Genomic DNA, 13,598 nt, shown 5'->3' with positions numbered 1-13,598 from the left:
TCTACAATACAAACTTGTAGACACGAATAGTAAAGAAAAATGACAAAGCAGTGATATGCTTGCTGTTTGCTTGATACACTTTGTCATTGCAAAATTTATTTAATACTCGAACCAAATTAAATTGGGCTCGATATAGTATCACTTTATTAGCGGTCAAAAAATCTATGGTAAGACGTCGCCAGCAAAACACATCACAAAAAAAGCCATCTGGAGGCTTTGTTAGAATCATCAGTGGCTCATGGAGAGGTCGAAAACTCCCAGTTCACGACTTAGAGGGATTACGCCCAACTATTGACCGAGTAAAAGAGACACTCTTTAACTGGGTGGCTCAAGATATCCCAAATGCGACGTGTCTGGATGTATTTGCAGGCTCTGGCGGGCTCGGTTTTGAAGCAGCGTCTCGCCAAGCGAAGATGGTGACGCTTTTAGAGATGAACCAAAAGGCGGCTAAACAGCTTTCAGACAACGCTAAAGAACTGAAAGCCGATAACATTAAGGTAGAGAATATCGACGCTATCTCTTACCTCAGTAAACCGGGGACACCGTATGATGTGGTTTTCTTGGATCCACCTTTCCGCAAAGGCCTTCTTGCTGAGACAGTCAACCTACTCGAATCTAACGGTTGGTTGGCTGAAGATGCGGTTGTGTATGTCGAAACTGAAAAAGAACTTAAGCTGGAAGGCATGCCTGAGAACTGGGAGCTCTATCGTGATAAAACGACTGGGCAGTCTAGTTACCGCCTTTTCCATAGAACCAATGCAGAATAGGATTTAAATAATGAATGTACTGATTCCCGTAGCCAAAGCGGCTATTGCTTTCGTTTGGTTTGTTCTCATCGTAAATATTTTCCATCCATTCCCAGGAAACGCAGCCATTGCCCTGTATATCATGACGGCATTCTTGTTCTTCATGCACGGTCTACAAATGCTGATCTTCATTGGTGCATTTGGCGATAAGATTTCCATGACGCGCTGGGAGAAGTGGTCAATTCTAATCTTCGGTATCTTTGCTCTGCTCGATATCCGACGCAAATACATGATGTAAAAAAAGCCGCTCATTTGAGCGGCTTTTTTAATGTTGTTTGTCAGCATACGGACTCTAAGAGAGCATGTAAGCTTTGATACCATCGAGGAACATCTGCGTTGATATCATAATAAGCAATAGACCCATCAATCGCTCTACCGCTTTAAGGCCTCGCTCTCCGAGGATACGCAGGAAGAAACCATTAAACATCAAGATAAAGAAAGTTGCGCCCCAAGCCAGTAAGACTGCCGCAGATAGCTCCAGCATATTACCTGGGTGCTGAGTCGATAGCAGAATCAAGGCTGCAATCACCGATGGCCCCGCAATCATCGGTATTGCCATAGGTACAATAAATGGCTCTTCACCCGCCGCTAATCCAGTGATACTCCCTGCACTTGGGAAAATCATCTTAATCGCGATGATAAACAGGATAATACCGCCTGAAATACTTAAGGTTTCTGGCTGAACGTGCAAAAAGTTCAGAATGCTCTGACCGGCAAACAAGAACAATAAAAGGATAATCAACGCGAACATAAGCTCACGAATCAAAACAATTCGGCGTCGCTTTGGATCGATATGTTTAAGTATGGAGAGCACGATCGGCAAGTTGCCTAACGGGTCCATAATAAGAAACAGCATGGTAGCTGCAGATAGGATTTCCATGAGTAAGTCCTGAAAAGCGAAGGTGCGCGGAGTATAGCAGCCTCAATCCGGCTTTTCGAACCCAGTGGGGAGGATTATGTGTTAAATGTTTGATTTAAAGGGAAGCAGTAATCCACTTCCCAAAACAATCGAATTAGTGGCTACATACTCGTGCCATATTGGTTCTCAGCTTATCACCCTCTAGCACCACCTTCTCCATTTTCAAAAAGAACGTCAGCAATGCATCTAGGTCTAAGCCACTTAGCTTGCAAGTGTGGAAACGAGCTTCTGAGCCATATTCTTGTGCTAGTTTTTCCGCTAACTCTTCACGCGTTAGAGCTTGTTCATTCAATAGGTTCAGTACATTGTGAGCATGGATTTCAGTCGTCATTAGAGGTTCCCCTGTCTGTCATATCTCGCCAAGCATAACGAATTGCTGTTAGCGCACTTTGATATAACGCAGCCTCAGGGCAGTTATCAACTAAAGGGTTAGTGACGCCACGATGAGAGAATGGGCTAGGAAGTAACTACCTGTCACCCACATGTAAGCCCCTTTGATCGGGCTTCGATAGCAATTCAATGCGTAGGCCAAAGCAGAAAGCAACAAAACACAACAACCGATGAAGCCAACACCATGTGACATGTGTGGATCAAGCAACCATACCTCACCCGACGCCCATGCTAATTGGATAAGTACAATTCCCATAATCACAACAGGAAATACCAACTTATCAAGACGAGGTAACAATAAGAAAAAGGCCACTACGCAAGCCGCAAGCAAAAGGGCGAACAGCCACCAGACCACTTGACCAGAAAGTTGCAGCCAAAACGCTTTGCTATAACAGAGTTGCGCGACTAGGAAACAGATAAAGTGCAGCGGCTTTCTCTTGGAGAGAGTGTGCAGAATATCCGCCAGTGCAGACACAACCAAGCCACCGACAATCCAATAACTATAAGTGGTAATCTCAGGCTGGCTTAATGCAATCGTAGCTAAAAGTACAAAAGTGAATACTTTGTAGATTAAGGTTTGAGTAACATGCCCATGCTTAGCTCCTGCTATCGCTCCGATACCAGATAGCGAAACCGCTAACCAACTCCACATAACATCTACCCTATTACCTCAAATCGTCGCCAGTCTAGGCACCTCAATAGTGATGTAAAGCGCTAGCCCCTCAAAATTGGATCTTGCTTACGCTTCCACTAAAAATGTGATCGATACTCAAAATGAAATGAAATACTCAATCTGATGATAGCAACCCACCTATTTGGTGCTTTTATCGTTCAATACCTACAAAAGTACACCCCAGATCCAGTTTGAAAGAACTAACCCCTCCTTTTATAAATACGGCCATCCTCCAAAGCGCCAAAAACACTCAATTCCCACAATGCAACACTCTAAAACAAAAACTTATAAACATTTAAAAACAACGACTTAAAAACAAAAATATTAACTTTAAACACCTGAAAACTTCAGGTTCTCATTTCCAATAAAAACTCTCACACAACATCAAAATAGGGAGCTCACTTGCATGATAAGTAAGCTGCCTCACTACAACACCATAGTATAAAACTCAAAATAACCTTCATAACAAGCATTGCAACCCCCCCTAACCACCCAGCACTCATTAATACACTTTAACAAGTTTTAACAACTATGATTACATTAATTAAATCCACAAAAACAACAACTTAAAAACAAAAAGGGCAAACAAGAACCACAAGGAACAAAATTAAACCAACACAAAAACAAGCATAAACTTCGCAAATAACCCCTTTGAAACTGAAGTTTTCTTATGATTTTAGGGGCTTCAAAACTAATTCTTGATCTAAAGCCTAAAGTAGTGCTATTCTTAATCACATAGCGATAGTTAACCAGATTTAGGAGTAGTGTTATGATTTCATCTTCGCAAAAACAAGGACTTGTAATGATCGCGGTAGTTGTTGGTCTTATGACACTACCGATGATGTACTAATCAAGTACCCAAAAAGAGAAAAGGGACGCCGTGGCGTCCCTTTTCTTTTATCTAAATCTGTTACTTTGAGAATAGATGCAACGTCAATACATCCCAGTTGGCATAATAGAACCCGGCCGCAGCCAAAGTCATTACCATCATTAAAAGAATGGCAACACGCCAAATAAAGCGCCCGCTTCTTGGGGTTAGCTCCTTCTCACAATCATTACACATCATGATGAACTGATGATGATCCTCTAATTTCGCATCATGATCGTTCACTACCTTGTTTCGACAAGTGGCAATGTAGCGTAGTTTTACCACCATATCGTGTGGCAATCTCTCTTCACAGCTCGTGACCAGCTCATGCAGCCCTTCTCCCTCAGCGTGATACTGAAGCCGCAATAACTTCTCTATATTACGAGTCCTTGTGACTACTTTTTCAATGTCCGTCATATTGACCCTCCCACTCCACACTTTAATTTTAGTCGAGCATTACCCTATTCTTATACAAATTGATCACGATTTACGTGAGAAAGAGACAATAAATAACAACGTGTTATCCACAAATGGCAATGAAATGTGATATCAGCCGAAAAACAACTCGCTCAACTTACATCAATTCACGAATAGCGGCTTTAAACACATATCCCTTGCAGTCGACCGACTAGAATACCCCTCAGGACTATATGGAGGTTGTATGCCTAATTCACTTTTTCTTGCGATTATTGTACTTGTCGCCCTAGCAGGCTGGGTTTTTGTTAGCTTTTTCAGAAAACATATGCAAGGAGAGAACGCGCCAGAGAAAAAGGTGGATGTTACGGTACTCGATAAACAATCCATTGACCTTCCTGATGCGCAGCCGGGTCAAGAAGACCAAGAGTATTGGATCTACGTTCAACGCGGACTGGTTGGCCCAAAACGCGAGTTCCAAGTTGGTATTCATTACTACCACGCTCTCAATCCTGGGGACAAAGGTACATTAACCTACCAAGGTGATAAGTTTTTGCACTTTGCCCTCAAGCGCTAAATCCTTTTTTTTTGCATTTAATTTTCTATTGTTATGGCAGTAACCAGCGTGTTTTCTCTGATTTTGCCATTAACCAACTCATCCATAACGCTCCTGCCCCACTGATCACTACCCACAATGGAATAACCCAAGCAGGATGGCCTTGATACCAACCAAACTCCTTCATCGGCCATAAGAAAATTGGGTGCAACAAATAAATGCCTAAGCTGTGTTTGCTGATAAAGCCCACCACTTTATTCGACTTATCAGATAATCCTTCTCCAAAGTAGCGACATAACATAAACACCATACTTGCAGCCAATACTGTATTGAGTGTTTTGTAAGACAGCCAGCGGCCTACTGTGTACTTCTCTGCCGCGAGACTCGCATCAACCACCATATAAACCGTGGTAAACAGTGCCAAGGCACCCAATATCGTAGTCCCTGTGACCACAGGTGCGGTAAGAGGGAGTTTCTTATACAAGATATAACCGAGTGGTAAGTAGCCAGTATAAAGCCACAGCTCATGACTCCACGGGCCATCAATTTTGAACAAAAACAGTAATGTGGTGAACAACCAAACAGCAGTAAAGCTATAGATGAACGGGTCACCATATTTGCGCAGCCCGATCTGCATAAACGGGATCACAAAATAGAGCGGTATGAAGTAATAGAAAAAGCCCAAGTGATAATAGGTATAGTGATGATAGCTGTTACTCAGCACTTCCCAGCTAACTGCAGCATCAAACCCCGACGCTGACCAGCCAGAGAAATAGGTATAAAACAGCGACCACACAAGAAATGGAATCAGCACCTTACCTAGGCGTCGTTTGAGGTAATACTTGGCATCAAACGGACGTTGGTCACTGAGCATCAATGCACCGGTAATCAAAATAAACACCGGAACCGCCCATCGGCTAAAGCCATTCACCGTGATTGCAGTTAACCACTCGTTGAATGGGATCATGTTGAGCTCATTACGATACGGTGCTAGCACATGAATTGCGATTACAGCTACTGCTGCAACGCATCGTGCTAAATCAAAGAAGAGAATTCGCTGCTTCATGTAAATGCCTGATTAATATTCAATCATTCTACTATAGCAACAAAAAAGCTGACTGGTATGGTGACCAAGTCAGCTTATTGTTAAAGGAGAAGCATATCGCGATTTTATCGAATCCGACTGAAACTTATGCGGCTGATGTTTGTGGCACCTTAGGTAAACGCAAAGAGATCACCGTTGTTATCGCTAAGAATGCAAACGAGACCCACAAACACGCAGACAAGCCACCCATTTGAAATACTAAGCCAGACAAGATAGTACCAATCAAGCGACCCATTGCATTCGCCATGTAGTAGAAACCCACATCAAGCGATACACCATCGCCTTTCGCATAACTCACGATGAGGTATGAGTGAAGTGATGAATTGACTGCGAAGATAGCGCCAAACACCATCAAACCACCGATGATCACAAGCTCTGGCTGCCAACCGATTTGTACTGCGTAAGCAATACCCGCCGTTACAATCGCCAATGCACCGACCCATAATAGGGCTGCATGACCATCTGGAACCTTACCCTGCGCCTTACCCGTAATCTTAGGTGCAATGCCCTGTACAAAACCATAAGCGATAGTCCAAGCCGCCAAGAAGCCACCCACCCATGAGTGATCCCAACCAAATACACTGCCTAGATAGATTGGCAGAGCAATCACAAACCACACGTCACGAGCACCAAACAGGAACATACGCGCCGCAGACAGGATGTTGATCGATTCAGACTTAGAGAAGATTTGTTTGAACTTAGGCTTGGTTTTCGCCTTACCCATGTCCGCTTCTAAGCTCACTACGCTACCGATAAAGACTAAGGTCAACACAGCGGCCATCACAAGCACTGCATATTGGAAGCCTATCGTTGAAAGCAGAAAGCCACCAATAAAAAAGCCTGCGCCTTTCAGAGCATTCTTAGATCCGGTCAGAATCGCAATCCATTTATACAAAGCACCTTGCTGTTCATCCGGTACTAAGGTTTTGATAGAGCTTTTGGCACTCATCTTATTGAGATCTTTGGCGATACCTGACAGCGCCTGCGCCGCCATTACCCAAGGAATAGTCAACATGGCCGATGGCAAGGCGAGCATCCCCAAGGCGAAGACTTGCATCCCCAGGCCAATGTTCATGGTCTTATTGAGGCCAAGACGCGCTCCTAGCCAACCACCGATTAAGTTAGTCACCACGCCAAAGAATTCATAGAAGAGGAACAGTGAGGCGATCTCTAACGAGCTGTAACCAAGGTCGTAGAAATACAGGACCACCAGCATACGAAGTGCACCATCAGTAATGGTGAAGTTCCAGTAGTTGAAAGTCACCAACATGTATTGGCGAACACTCTTACTTAGATTTGAAAACATAATGCTATCTCTGCAATCAAAACAAAAAGAGCTTTTGGATCACGGTAAGCTTAACACTCCAGATACCAAAAGCTCCTTGTCTAACACCGATGAATATTAGCTATTCGCTACACCATGAATGTATTCAACTTGGATCGGTTTAGTGAAAGCACCTGGACGCAGTGCTTGAACTTCTTGAACGATCTTGTCGAGATCCCAACCTTTTTCTAACAACAAGTGAGCTGCGAACAAACCTGTACGGCCTGAACCGCCCATGCAGTGCATAGCGACTTTCGCACCGCTATCAACGATTTTGTGCAACTCAGGGCTTGCTGCAGACCATTTCGCCGCAAACTCAGCACCCGGAGCACAATCGTCTTCGATTTCGATTTGGAACCACTGCATGCCTAGCGCACGTGTTTTCTCACCAAGTGCTGCCACGTCTTTGCTTGCAAGCTCTGCATCATCTAGCGCAGTCACGATAGCTTTAACGCCCTGCTCTTTCAGTTGTGCCAGAGATGCATCAAGATCAGCCTCTTTAGTACCTGGGCATGGAGTCAGAATCAGAGCGCCTTGCTCAAGGTCTAGTTGCCATGTTGGATGTGTCATAGTGTTATCTCCTAAGTGCTCAGGTTTATGCTAAACCAACAGTACGAACTAGCTCAGCGGTACGTGTCGCGTAACCCATTTCGTTGTCGTACCAAGCGTAGATCTTAACCATACGCTTACCAACCAGCATGGTAGAGAGTGCATCAACGATAGTAGAACGTTGGTCACCTTTGTAGTCGATAGACACCAATGGACGCTCTTCAAAGCCAAGAATGCCTTTAAGCTCATTCTCAGATGCTTCTTTCAGCATCGCGTTAACTTCTTCTGCTGTCGTGTCTTGCTTCACTTCGAAGATGATGTCCGTCAGAGACGCGTTCGCTAGTGGTACACGAACTGCGTGGCCGTTGATGCGGTTTTCAAGCTCAGGGAAGATCTCAACAATCGCCTTAGCAGAGCCTGTCGTGGTTGGGATAAGGCTCATGCCACATGCACGTGCACGACGTAAGTCTTTGTGCGGCGCATCTAGGATAGTCTGAGTGTTAGTTAGATCGTGAATCGTCGTGAATGACGCGTTCTCAATACCTAGCTTCTCGTTAATTACCTTAACCACAGGAGCGATACAGTTAGTGGTACAAGATGCTGCCGTTACAATTTTGTGTACTGCTGGGTCAAAGATGTTGTCGTTCACACCAACCACGATGTTTGCGATACCGTCTTCTTTCACTGGCGCCGAAACCACAACACGTTTTACGCCTTGCTCTAGGTATTTGTTTAGGAAAGAAGTTTTACGGTGTTTACCCGTAGCTTCAATCACCACATCACAGCCAGACCAATCGATCGCATCGATGTCGCGCTCTTGCGTTGTCTTGATACGCTGACCATTGATGACCATCTCGTCGCCTTCAGCGGTTACTTCATGGTGCCAGCGACCTTGAACTGAATCGAACTCTAGAAGGTGTGCAAGCGTTGCTGTATCGCCTGCTACATCATTAATCTGTACAAACTCTAGCTCTTCCCAGTCGAAAGCTGCGCGAAGTGCTAGACGGCCGATACGGCCAAAACCATTGATACCTACTTTAACTGTCATGTTCTTTTCTCTCAGTTAGTGGTGAATCTAAAAATATTCGATTAAACGCAACATTGAGGGCGTGAAGTCATCGCTTCTAAACGCTCAATGTCTTGCTGATATTCGGTTTTCAAACAATTGGATGCGATAAGGTCATCAATTAACTTTAGCATCCAACCCGGTAAATCTTTGGACAGGCGGTAGAACACCCACTGCCCTTGACGAACGTCCGTTAGGATCCCGTTTGAGCGCAACTGCGCTAGGTGACGAGATACCTTTGGCTGACTCTCTTGCAGTGCTTCAGTTAGCTCACCAACAGATAAACACTCTTGGCGTACAATCATCATTAGGCAACGTACTCGCGTTTCATCGGACAATAATTTAAAAAACTGGTGAGGAAGCATACTTGTATTCTCATATATGGATATGCGTATATATTAGTTATAAAAAAACGCACGTCAAGGCGTGCGTTTCTACTGTCATAAAAGTTTAATATTCGAGCAGCTAGGTTTGACTCGTAATGCTATGGCTCCAACGTTGCGCCTCAGCAAGCTCAGCTTTAACCTGCTCAACACTGAGTCCTAACGTATTACAGTGCTCTTCTATCTGACGCCAATCAGCGTGTTCAAAGCTCTCTTCTAGAGCCAGCAGCTGACCATATGGTCCCTCTCGACGCAGCAGCGCCAGCTTAATGATCTTACATAACGGCAACTGTTCAACTAAGTGCTCTAACGACAGATCGAGTAACGCATCCAACAGTGAGAACAGCCCAATCATGAAGGCCTGTTCAGTATGTCCTTCAAAGGGTTGATAGCGCGACATACGCTGGCAAAACTGAGCACGCTGCAGAGATAAGCTGTATAACTCTTTTGGTTTCTTGTCAGAGACATAAGAGGCAACCGCCAATGACACAAACATCTTTAGGTTGTCTTGTCCTAAATACACCAGCGCCTGACGAAATGAGGAGATGCTGACTTCCAGACGTGGCGACATGGTATTCACAAAACGGAGTAGCTTGTAAGAGAGCGCGACATCCTTTGCCACAATGCTCTCTACGCGCTTAAAGTCGACATTAGGCTTGCAGACCTCTTGGAACAACTCCATCGCAATCACGTGTTCAGGGCTGATGTATTTGGTCTTAACCATTTCTGGCTTACTGAAAAAATAGCCCTGAAAAAACTTAAAACCCGCCTGCTTGGCTCGCTGAAACTCTTCTTCTGTTTCAACACGCTCTGCGAGAAAGCTGTATTTCTTGCCTTGATGTTTTTGCACCAATTCACACGCGGCATCTAAGCCCATCTGCATGATGTCGAGCTTTACAATGTGCGTATATTTAAGAAAGGCTTCCCACTCTGGTGTCGAGGTAAAGTCGTCCAGAGCAATCATGTAACCCTGTTTATAGAGATCTTTCACCGCCTCTAACAGCTCAGGTGTCGGTGGACAGGTCTCCAAGATTTCGATAACTACTTTGTCTTTTGGCAAGCTTTGAGGAAGACGGCGCAATAGACTTTGATACGGGAAATTAATGAAGCAGCGCGATGAAGGGATCGATGGGTTGAGACCCACTGATAAAAAGTTTTCGACGATCAGACGATACGTAGCTCTATTCGACTCAATATGCGCTGGATAGGCATTATTGTCCCCATCACGAAACAACAACTCATAACCAAGAGTATGTTTTTTTCGGTTAAAGATAGGTTGTCGAGCGACGTATGTAGCGGTCATCTATTTTCTAACTCTATGATTGGTTAAGCCTTAGCAGCGGCAAGCAGCGCACCGCAACCCATGAACATACCACCAAAAATCTTATTTATCTTACCCATTACGCGATCTGAACGAATAAAACGTCCCATTTGTGACGCCAATGAGGTATAGCCCAACATAACAACACTATCAATGAATACTGTTGTCACACCGAGTACCAAAAGTTGTGGAGCTTGGGGTTGTGAAGGGTCTATAAATTGCGGGAACAATGCAACCAAAAATACAATAGATTTCGGGTTTGTAAGATTAATTAACACCGCATTGCGCAAAAGTGCCCAACTTGACTGCGATGTACCCTCTTCTGTCGCAACCATACTAGAGGTATCGCGCCACTTTTGAATACCGAGCCAAATGAGATAAACCACACCTACCCATTTAATTAATGTGAACGCAAACGCGGATTTAGCCACCAGCGCACCAATCCCTGCACCGACCAATAAGATATGAAATGCCAACCCAATTTGCAGGCCTGCAATAGAAGCTAATGACTTACGAGTACCATAGCTGAGGCCATTGCTGATCGAATTCACGGTACCGGAACCCGGCGCTAAACTAAACAGAATTGCGGTCACGACATAAGCGAGCCAAACATGAGTATCCATTGCATTTCCTTAGCAGTACTTTAATCTAATAACATCAATAGCGATAAAGCTCTCATCAGTATTCTTTCAGGTAACTTCTCATGGCAAACAGCGCTGCCGCACCTTCTTATTTCACTCAAGAGCCTCAATTTGAGGAAGCGATTAAACACCCGATCTCAGCCTTTTGGCAACAACGAAATGAAGGTTACGTCACCTCATTGAGCAAGAAAAAACTCTACTGGTCGAGCTTTACTTCTCCACAGCATAGCAAAGCGATTGTTATCTCGAATGGGCGCATAGAGTGCTGCGAAAAATACCAAGAGCTTTTCTACGATCTCTACCATCAAGGTTATGACATTTACTCTTTTGATCATCAAGGTCAAGGTCGTTCACAACGCAGTGTGCAAGACTCTGACATTGGTCATATTCATGAGTTTGATGATTACATCCGTGATATGCGTGAAATTCTCCAGCACTTCCCACTCGACAAATATGAGCAACGCTACTTACTCGCCCATTCAATGGGCAGTACCATCGCGACTCGCTATCTGCAAACAACACCAGATCACCGCTTTGAAAAAGTCGTCTTATGTGCGCCTATGTTTGGCGTCAATACTGATTGGTATCTCAAACCCATCGCTATGCTCGTTGCACAGCTGCTAACAGGGCTTTACGCCAAACCAACCTATGCGCCGGGACATAAGGCGTATTACGCTAAACCTTTTGAAAACAATCTGCTCAGCCAGAGCAAAGTTCGTTACCAATGGTTCAGAAAACTGTATGACGACAATCCAGAGATTCAAGTTGGTGGTCCAAGCACGCGCTGGGTATGGCAGGGGTTGATGGCTGCTAAACAAGCGATTCAACAGACGCGCCAAATTAAAATTCCTCTTTTGTTGATTCAAGCGGGCAACGAGCAGATCGTTTGTAACCAAGCCCAACAAAGCTTCATCAATAAACTGCGCAAAACGAATACAAACAGCGAGATGATCAGCATCCAAGGCTCAAGGCATGAAGTACTGTTTGAAATCGACCAGTATCGCAATCAAACCTTAGATTCAATTGTTGCGTTTTTTCGCTAAAAAGGTTTGGTAAAGAGGAAGACAAGTAATAGAGCTTTGCCCTCTTTTGTTGGGCTAATTTCACGTACAATTTGTCTTACAACATTGGACACCAGCCGTTGCTTGGTGTCTCTATTAGTCAAGTACGCTGTATCGAGGGTTAAATGACGATTCCTGCACTAAAAGATTCCATCAATATTGTTGCCTCTGATCTTGATGGCACGCTGCTCGCTCCCAACCATAAGTTGAGTGACTTTACCAAGCAGACGTTGAAGAAGTTACACCAGCAAGGCTTCACCTTTATCTTTGCCACTGGTCGACATCACGTTGACGTTGCAGGTATTCGTCAGCAAGCCGGTATTCCAGCGTATATGATCACCTCTAACGGCGCGCGTGTGCATGATCAAGACGACCAACTGATGTACAGCCAGAACGTACCTCAAGAGCTTGTCCAGCCTGTGGTCGACATTGTTCGTCAAGATCCAAACATTTTCATCCACATGTACCAAAACGAAGATTGGTTGTTGGATCGCGAAGATGAGATGCTTGCTAAGTTCCATAGTGAGTCAGGCTTTAGCTACAAACGCTTTGAAGCGGAGCGAGCACCCACTGACGGCATTGCTAAAGTCTTCTTCACTCACCCAGAACACGATCATGAATACCTAGTGACGTTCGAGCAGAAGTTACGAGAAACCTTCGGCGATAAACTGAATATCGCCTTCTCTACCCCTTGGTGTTTGGAAGTGATGGCTGCAGAAGTCTCTAAGGGCCATGCGTTAGAAGCCGTTGCAAAATCGCTAAACCTTACTCTAGAGAACTGCATTGCCTTTGGTGATGGTATGAACGATGCTGAAATGTTAGCAATGGCAGGCAAGGGCTTGGTAATGGGAACATCGCATGAAAAAGTGATGCAAGCACTACCGAACAATGAAGTGATTGGTAGTAACGCAGATGATGCCGTGGCTCACTATCTTGAAGATCATCTACTGTAACGCCCTCTTCTTCTAAAACTAAAAAGGCAGCCAAGCGCTGCCTTTTTTGAACCTTCACGTTCCCATAAGCTCTAATGCTAGCGAGAACCCAGCACCTCTTTGCTTAAAATAGCCTGCCACTCTTGCTCCGTCACTGGCATGATGGATAAGCGGTTACCACGCTTTACCAAAGGCATATTCTCAAGCTCAGGCATCGCTTTTAGCGTCGCTAAAGGGATCAAGCGTTCGGTGGTTCGCACATACTCGACATCGACCATTACCCAGCGAGGGTTATCTGGTGACGATTTGGCATCGTAATAGTCACTCTCTGGATCAAACTGAAAATGATCTGGATACGCCTCTCGCGTCACTTTAGCGATACCAGCGACGCCAACTTTCTTGCATGACGAGTGGTAAATCATCACTAGGTCACCCAATTTGACCTGATCTCGCATCATATTACGGGCTTGGTAGTTACGAACCCCCTCCCAGCAAGAGGTGTTTTGTACTCGCAGAGTATGAATAGAAAAGGTGTCGGGTTCTGTTTTAAATAACCAATATGCCATAATAAATCCAATTAACGGTTGCTC

At 44.6% G+C, this 13,598-nt stretch carries 17 protein-coding genes; 5 read left to right on the top strand and 12 right to left on the bottom strand.

Annotation, left to right across the window (positions count from 1 at the left end; genetic code table 11):
• Nucleotides 1-164: 164 nt before the first annotated feature.
• Both rsmD and AC6R05_RS17525 read left to right on the top strand, forming a co-directional pair.
• A complete protein-coding gene (gene rsmD / locus AC6R05_RS17530) occupies nucleotides 165-767 on the top strand; it encodes a 16S rRNA (guanine(966)-N(2))-methyltransferase RsmD (protein ID WP_150873371.1) in 603 nt (200 codons plus the stop codon).
• Nucleotides 768-777: 10 nt separating this feature from the next.
• Nucleotides 778-1,044 carry a DUF1145 domain-containing protein gene (locus AC6R05_RS17525; RefSeq protein ID WP_032553377.1) on the top strand — a complete coding sequence of 89 codons (267 nt, stop codon included), beginning with the start codon at nucleotides 778-780 and terminating at the stop codon, nucleotides 1,042-1,044.
• 54 nt (nucleotides 1,045-1,098) lie between these two features.
• Here the strand turns inward: AC6R05_RS17525 and AC6R05_RS17520 are convergent, their stop codons facing one another.
• The 4 genes from AC6R05_RS17520 to AC6R05_RS17505 all read right to left on the bottom strand — a co-directional run bounded on the left by AC6R05_RS17520 (nucleotide 1,099) and on the right by AC6R05_RS17505 (nucleotide 4,073).
• Complete coding sequence (locus AC6R05_RS17520) at nucleotides 1,099-1,686, bottom strand: YhgN family NAAT transporter (RefSeq protein ID WP_032553376.1); 588 nt, start codon at nucleotides 1,684-1,686, stop codon at nucleotides 1,099-1,101.
• Nucleotides 1,687-1,819: 133 nt separating this feature from the next.
• A complete protein-coding gene (locus AC6R05_RS17515; protein WP_500648148.1) occupies nucleotides 1,820-2,056 on the bottom strand; it encodes a YecH family metal-binding protein in 237 nt (78 codons plus the stop codon).
• 90 nt (nucleotides 2,057-2,146) lie between these two features.
• Entirely contained in the window at nucleotides 2,147-2,767 is a 621-nt protein-coding gene (locus tag AC6R05_RS17510) for a lysoplasmalogenase (protein WP_032553374.1), read from the bottom strand.
• A 931-nt stretch (nucleotides 2,768-3,698) separates the two neighbouring features.
• On the bottom strand, nucleotides 3,699-4,073 hold the full coding sequence (locus tag AC6R05_RS17505; RefSeq protein WP_032553372.1) for a hypothetical protein: 375 nt from the start codon (nucleotides 4,071-4,073) through the stop codon (nucleotides 3,699-3,701).
• Between the two features lie 244 nt (nucleotides 4,074-4,317).
• Between AC6R05_RS17505 and AC6R05_RS17500 the strand changes: the two genes are divergently transcribed.
• Entirely contained in the window at nucleotides 4,318-4,647 is a 330-nt protein-coding gene (locus AC6R05_RS17500; protein WP_500648147.1) for a DUF2500 domain-containing protein, read from the top strand.
• A gap of 31 nt (nucleotides 4,648-4,678) precedes the next feature.
• Here the strand turns inward: AC6R05_RS17500 and AC6R05_RS17495 are convergent, their stop codons facing one another.
• The 7 genes from AC6R05_RS17495 to rhtB all read right to left on the bottom strand — a co-directional run bounded on the left by AC6R05_RS17495 (nucleotide 4,679) and on the right by rhtB (nucleotide 10,997).
• Complete coding sequence (locus AC6R05_RS17495; protein ID WP_500648146.1) at nucleotides 4,679-5,692, bottom strand: acyltransferase; 1,014 nt, start codon at nucleotides 5,690-5,692, stop codon at nucleotides 4,679-4,681.
• Nucleotides 5,693-5,816: 124 nt separating this feature from the next.
• Complete coding sequence (gene arsJ, locus AC6R05_RS17490; RefSeq protein WP_500648145.1) at nucleotides 5,817-7,037, bottom strand: organoarsenical effux MFS transporter ArsJ; 1,221 nt, start codon at nucleotides 7,035-7,037, stop codon at nucleotides 5,817-5,819.
• 96 nt (nucleotides 7,038-7,133) lie between these two features.
• A complete protein-coding gene (locus tag AC6R05_RS17485) occupies nucleotides 7,134-7,625 on the bottom strand; it encodes a cyclin-dependent kinase inhibitor 3 family protein (protein WP_500648144.1) in 492 nt (163 codons plus the stop codon).
• A 25-nt stretch (nucleotides 7,626-7,650) separates the two neighbouring features.
• Nucleotides 7,651-8,652, bottom strand: a complete 1,002-nt coding sequence (locus AC6R05_RS17480; protein ID WP_500648143.1) for an ArsJ-associated glyceraldehyde-3-phosphate dehydrogenase — start codon at nucleotides 8,650-8,652, stop codon at nucleotides 7,651-7,653.
• 41 nt (nucleotides 8,653-8,693) lie between these two features.
• Nucleotides 8,694-9,035: an ArsR/SmtB family transcription factor gene (locus tag AC6R05_RS17475; RefSeq protein ID WP_150897441.1), complete on the bottom strand. Its 342-nt coding sequence runs from the start codon at nucleotides 9,033-9,035 to the stop codon at nucleotides 8,694-8,696.
• Between the two features lie 100 nt (nucleotides 9,036-9,135).
• Entirely contained in the window at nucleotides 9,136-10,356 is a 1,221-nt protein-coding gene (locus tag AC6R05_RS17470; RefSeq protein WP_150873378.1) for an EAL and HDOD domain-containing protein, read from the bottom strand.
• Between the two features lie 23 nt (nucleotides 10,357-10,379).
• Nucleotides 10,380-10,997 carry a homoserine/homoserine lactone efflux protein gene (gene rhtB / locus AC6R05_RS17465; RefSeq protein WP_285466817.1) on the bottom strand — a complete coding sequence of 206 codons (618 nt, stop codon included), beginning with the start codon at nucleotides 10,995-10,997 and terminating at the stop codon, nucleotides 10,380-10,382.
• A gap of 80 nt (nucleotides 10,998-11,077) precedes the next feature.
• On the opposite strand from rhtB, the gene AC6R05_RS17460 reads away from it, so the two are divergent.
• Together AC6R05_RS17460 and AC6R05_RS17455 are read left to right on the top strand one after the other, a co-directional pair.
• Nucleotides 11,078-12,058: an alpha/beta fold hydrolase gene (locus AC6R05_RS17460; protein ID WP_500648142.1), complete on the top strand. Its 981-nt coding sequence runs from the start codon at nucleotides 11,078-11,080 to the stop codon at nucleotides 12,056-12,058.
• A 143-nt stretch (nucleotides 12,059-12,201) separates the two neighbouring features.
• Nucleotides 12,202-13,029, top strand: a complete 828-nt coding sequence (locus AC6R05_RS17455) for a Cof-type HAD-IIB family hydrolase (protein WP_500648141.1) — start codon at nucleotides 12,202-12,204, stop codon at nucleotides 13,027-13,029.
• Between the two features lie 77 nt (nucleotides 13,030-13,106).
• On the opposite strand, the gene AC6R05_RS17450 is transcribed toward AC6R05_RS17455, so the two are convergent.
• Nucleotides 13,107-13,574 carry an EVE domain-containing protein gene (locus AC6R05_RS17450; RefSeq protein WP_032553358.1) on the bottom strand — a complete coding sequence of 156 codons (468 nt, stop codon included), beginning with the start codon at nucleotides 13,572-13,574 and terminating at the stop codon, nucleotides 13,107-13,109.
• Nucleotides 13,575-13,598: the final 24 nt, after the last annotated feature.

The sequence above is a fragment of the Vibrio sp. R11-SG3-ISO9 genome (assembly GCF_059834255.1).
This window is presented reverse-complemented; position numbering and strand designations above follow the sequence as displayed.

Bases quoted from the DNA above. Each gene is read 5' to 3' on its own strand.
- rsmD (WP_150873371.1), top strand. From the start codon at position 165: ATGGTAAGACGTCGCCAGCAAAACACATCACAAAAAAAGCCATCTGGA.
- AC6R05_RS17525 (WP_032553377.1), top strand. From the start codon at position 778: ATGAATGTACTGATTCCCGTAGCCAAAGCGGCTATTGCTTTCGTTTGG.
- AC6R05_RS17520 (WP_032553376.1), bottom strand. From the start codon at position 1,686: ATGGAAATCCTATCTGCAGCTACCATGCTGTTTCTTATTATGGACCCG.
- AC6R05_RS17515 (WP_500648148.1), bottom strand. From the start codon at position 2,056: ATGACGACTGAAATCCATGCTCACAATGTACTGAACCTATTGAATGAA.
- AC6R05_RS17510 (WP_032553374.1), bottom strand. From the start codon at position 2,767: ATGTGGAGTTGGTTAGCGGTTTCGCTATCTGGTATCGGAGCGATAGCA.
- AC6R05_RS17505 (WP_032553372.1), bottom strand. From the start codon at position 4,073: ATGACGGACATTGAAAAAGTAGTCACAAGGACTCGTAATATAGAGAAG.
- AC6R05_RS17500 (WP_500648147.1), top strand. From the start codon at position 4,318: ATGCCTAATTCACTTTTTCTTGCGATTATTGTACTTGTCGCCCTAGCA.
- AC6R05_RS17495 (WP_500648146.1), bottom strand. From the start codon at position 5,692: ATGAAGCAGCGAATTCTCTTCTTTGATTTAGCACGATGCGTTGCAGCA.
- arsJ (WP_500648145.1), bottom strand. From the start codon at position 7,037: ATGTTTTCAAATCTAAGTAAGAGTGTTCGCCAATACATGTTGGTGACT.
- AC6R05_RS17485 (WP_500648144.1), bottom strand. From the start codon at position 7,625: ATGACACATCCAACATGGCAACTAGACCTTGAGCAAGGCGCTCTGATT.
- AC6R05_RS17480 (WP_500648143.1), bottom strand. From the start codon at position 8,652: ATGACAGTTAAAGTAGGTATCAATGGTTTTGGCCGTATCGGCCGTCTA.
- AC6R05_RS17475 (WP_150897441.1), bottom strand. From the start codon at position 9,035: ATGCTTCCTCACCAGTTTTTTAAATTATTGTCCGATGAAACGCGAGTA.
- AC6R05_RS17470 (WP_150873378.1), bottom strand. From the start codon at position 10,356: ATGACCGCTACATACGTCGCTCGACAACCTATCTTTAACCGAAAAAAA.
- rhtB (WP_285466817.1), bottom strand. From the start codon at position 10,997: ATGGATACTCATGTTTGGCTCGCTTATGTCGTGACCGCAATTCTGTTT.
- AC6R05_RS17460 (WP_500648142.1), top strand. From the start codon at position 11,078: ATGGCAAACAGCGCTGCCGCACCTTCTTATTTCACTCAAGAGCCTCAA.
- AC6R05_RS17455 (WP_500648141.1), top strand. From the start codon at position 12,202: ATGACGATTCCTGCACTAAAAGATTCCATCAATATTGTTGCCTCTGAT.
- AC6R05_RS17450 (WP_032553358.1), bottom strand. From the start codon at position 13,574: ATGGCATATTGGTTATTTAAAACAGAACCCGACACCTTTTCTATTCAT.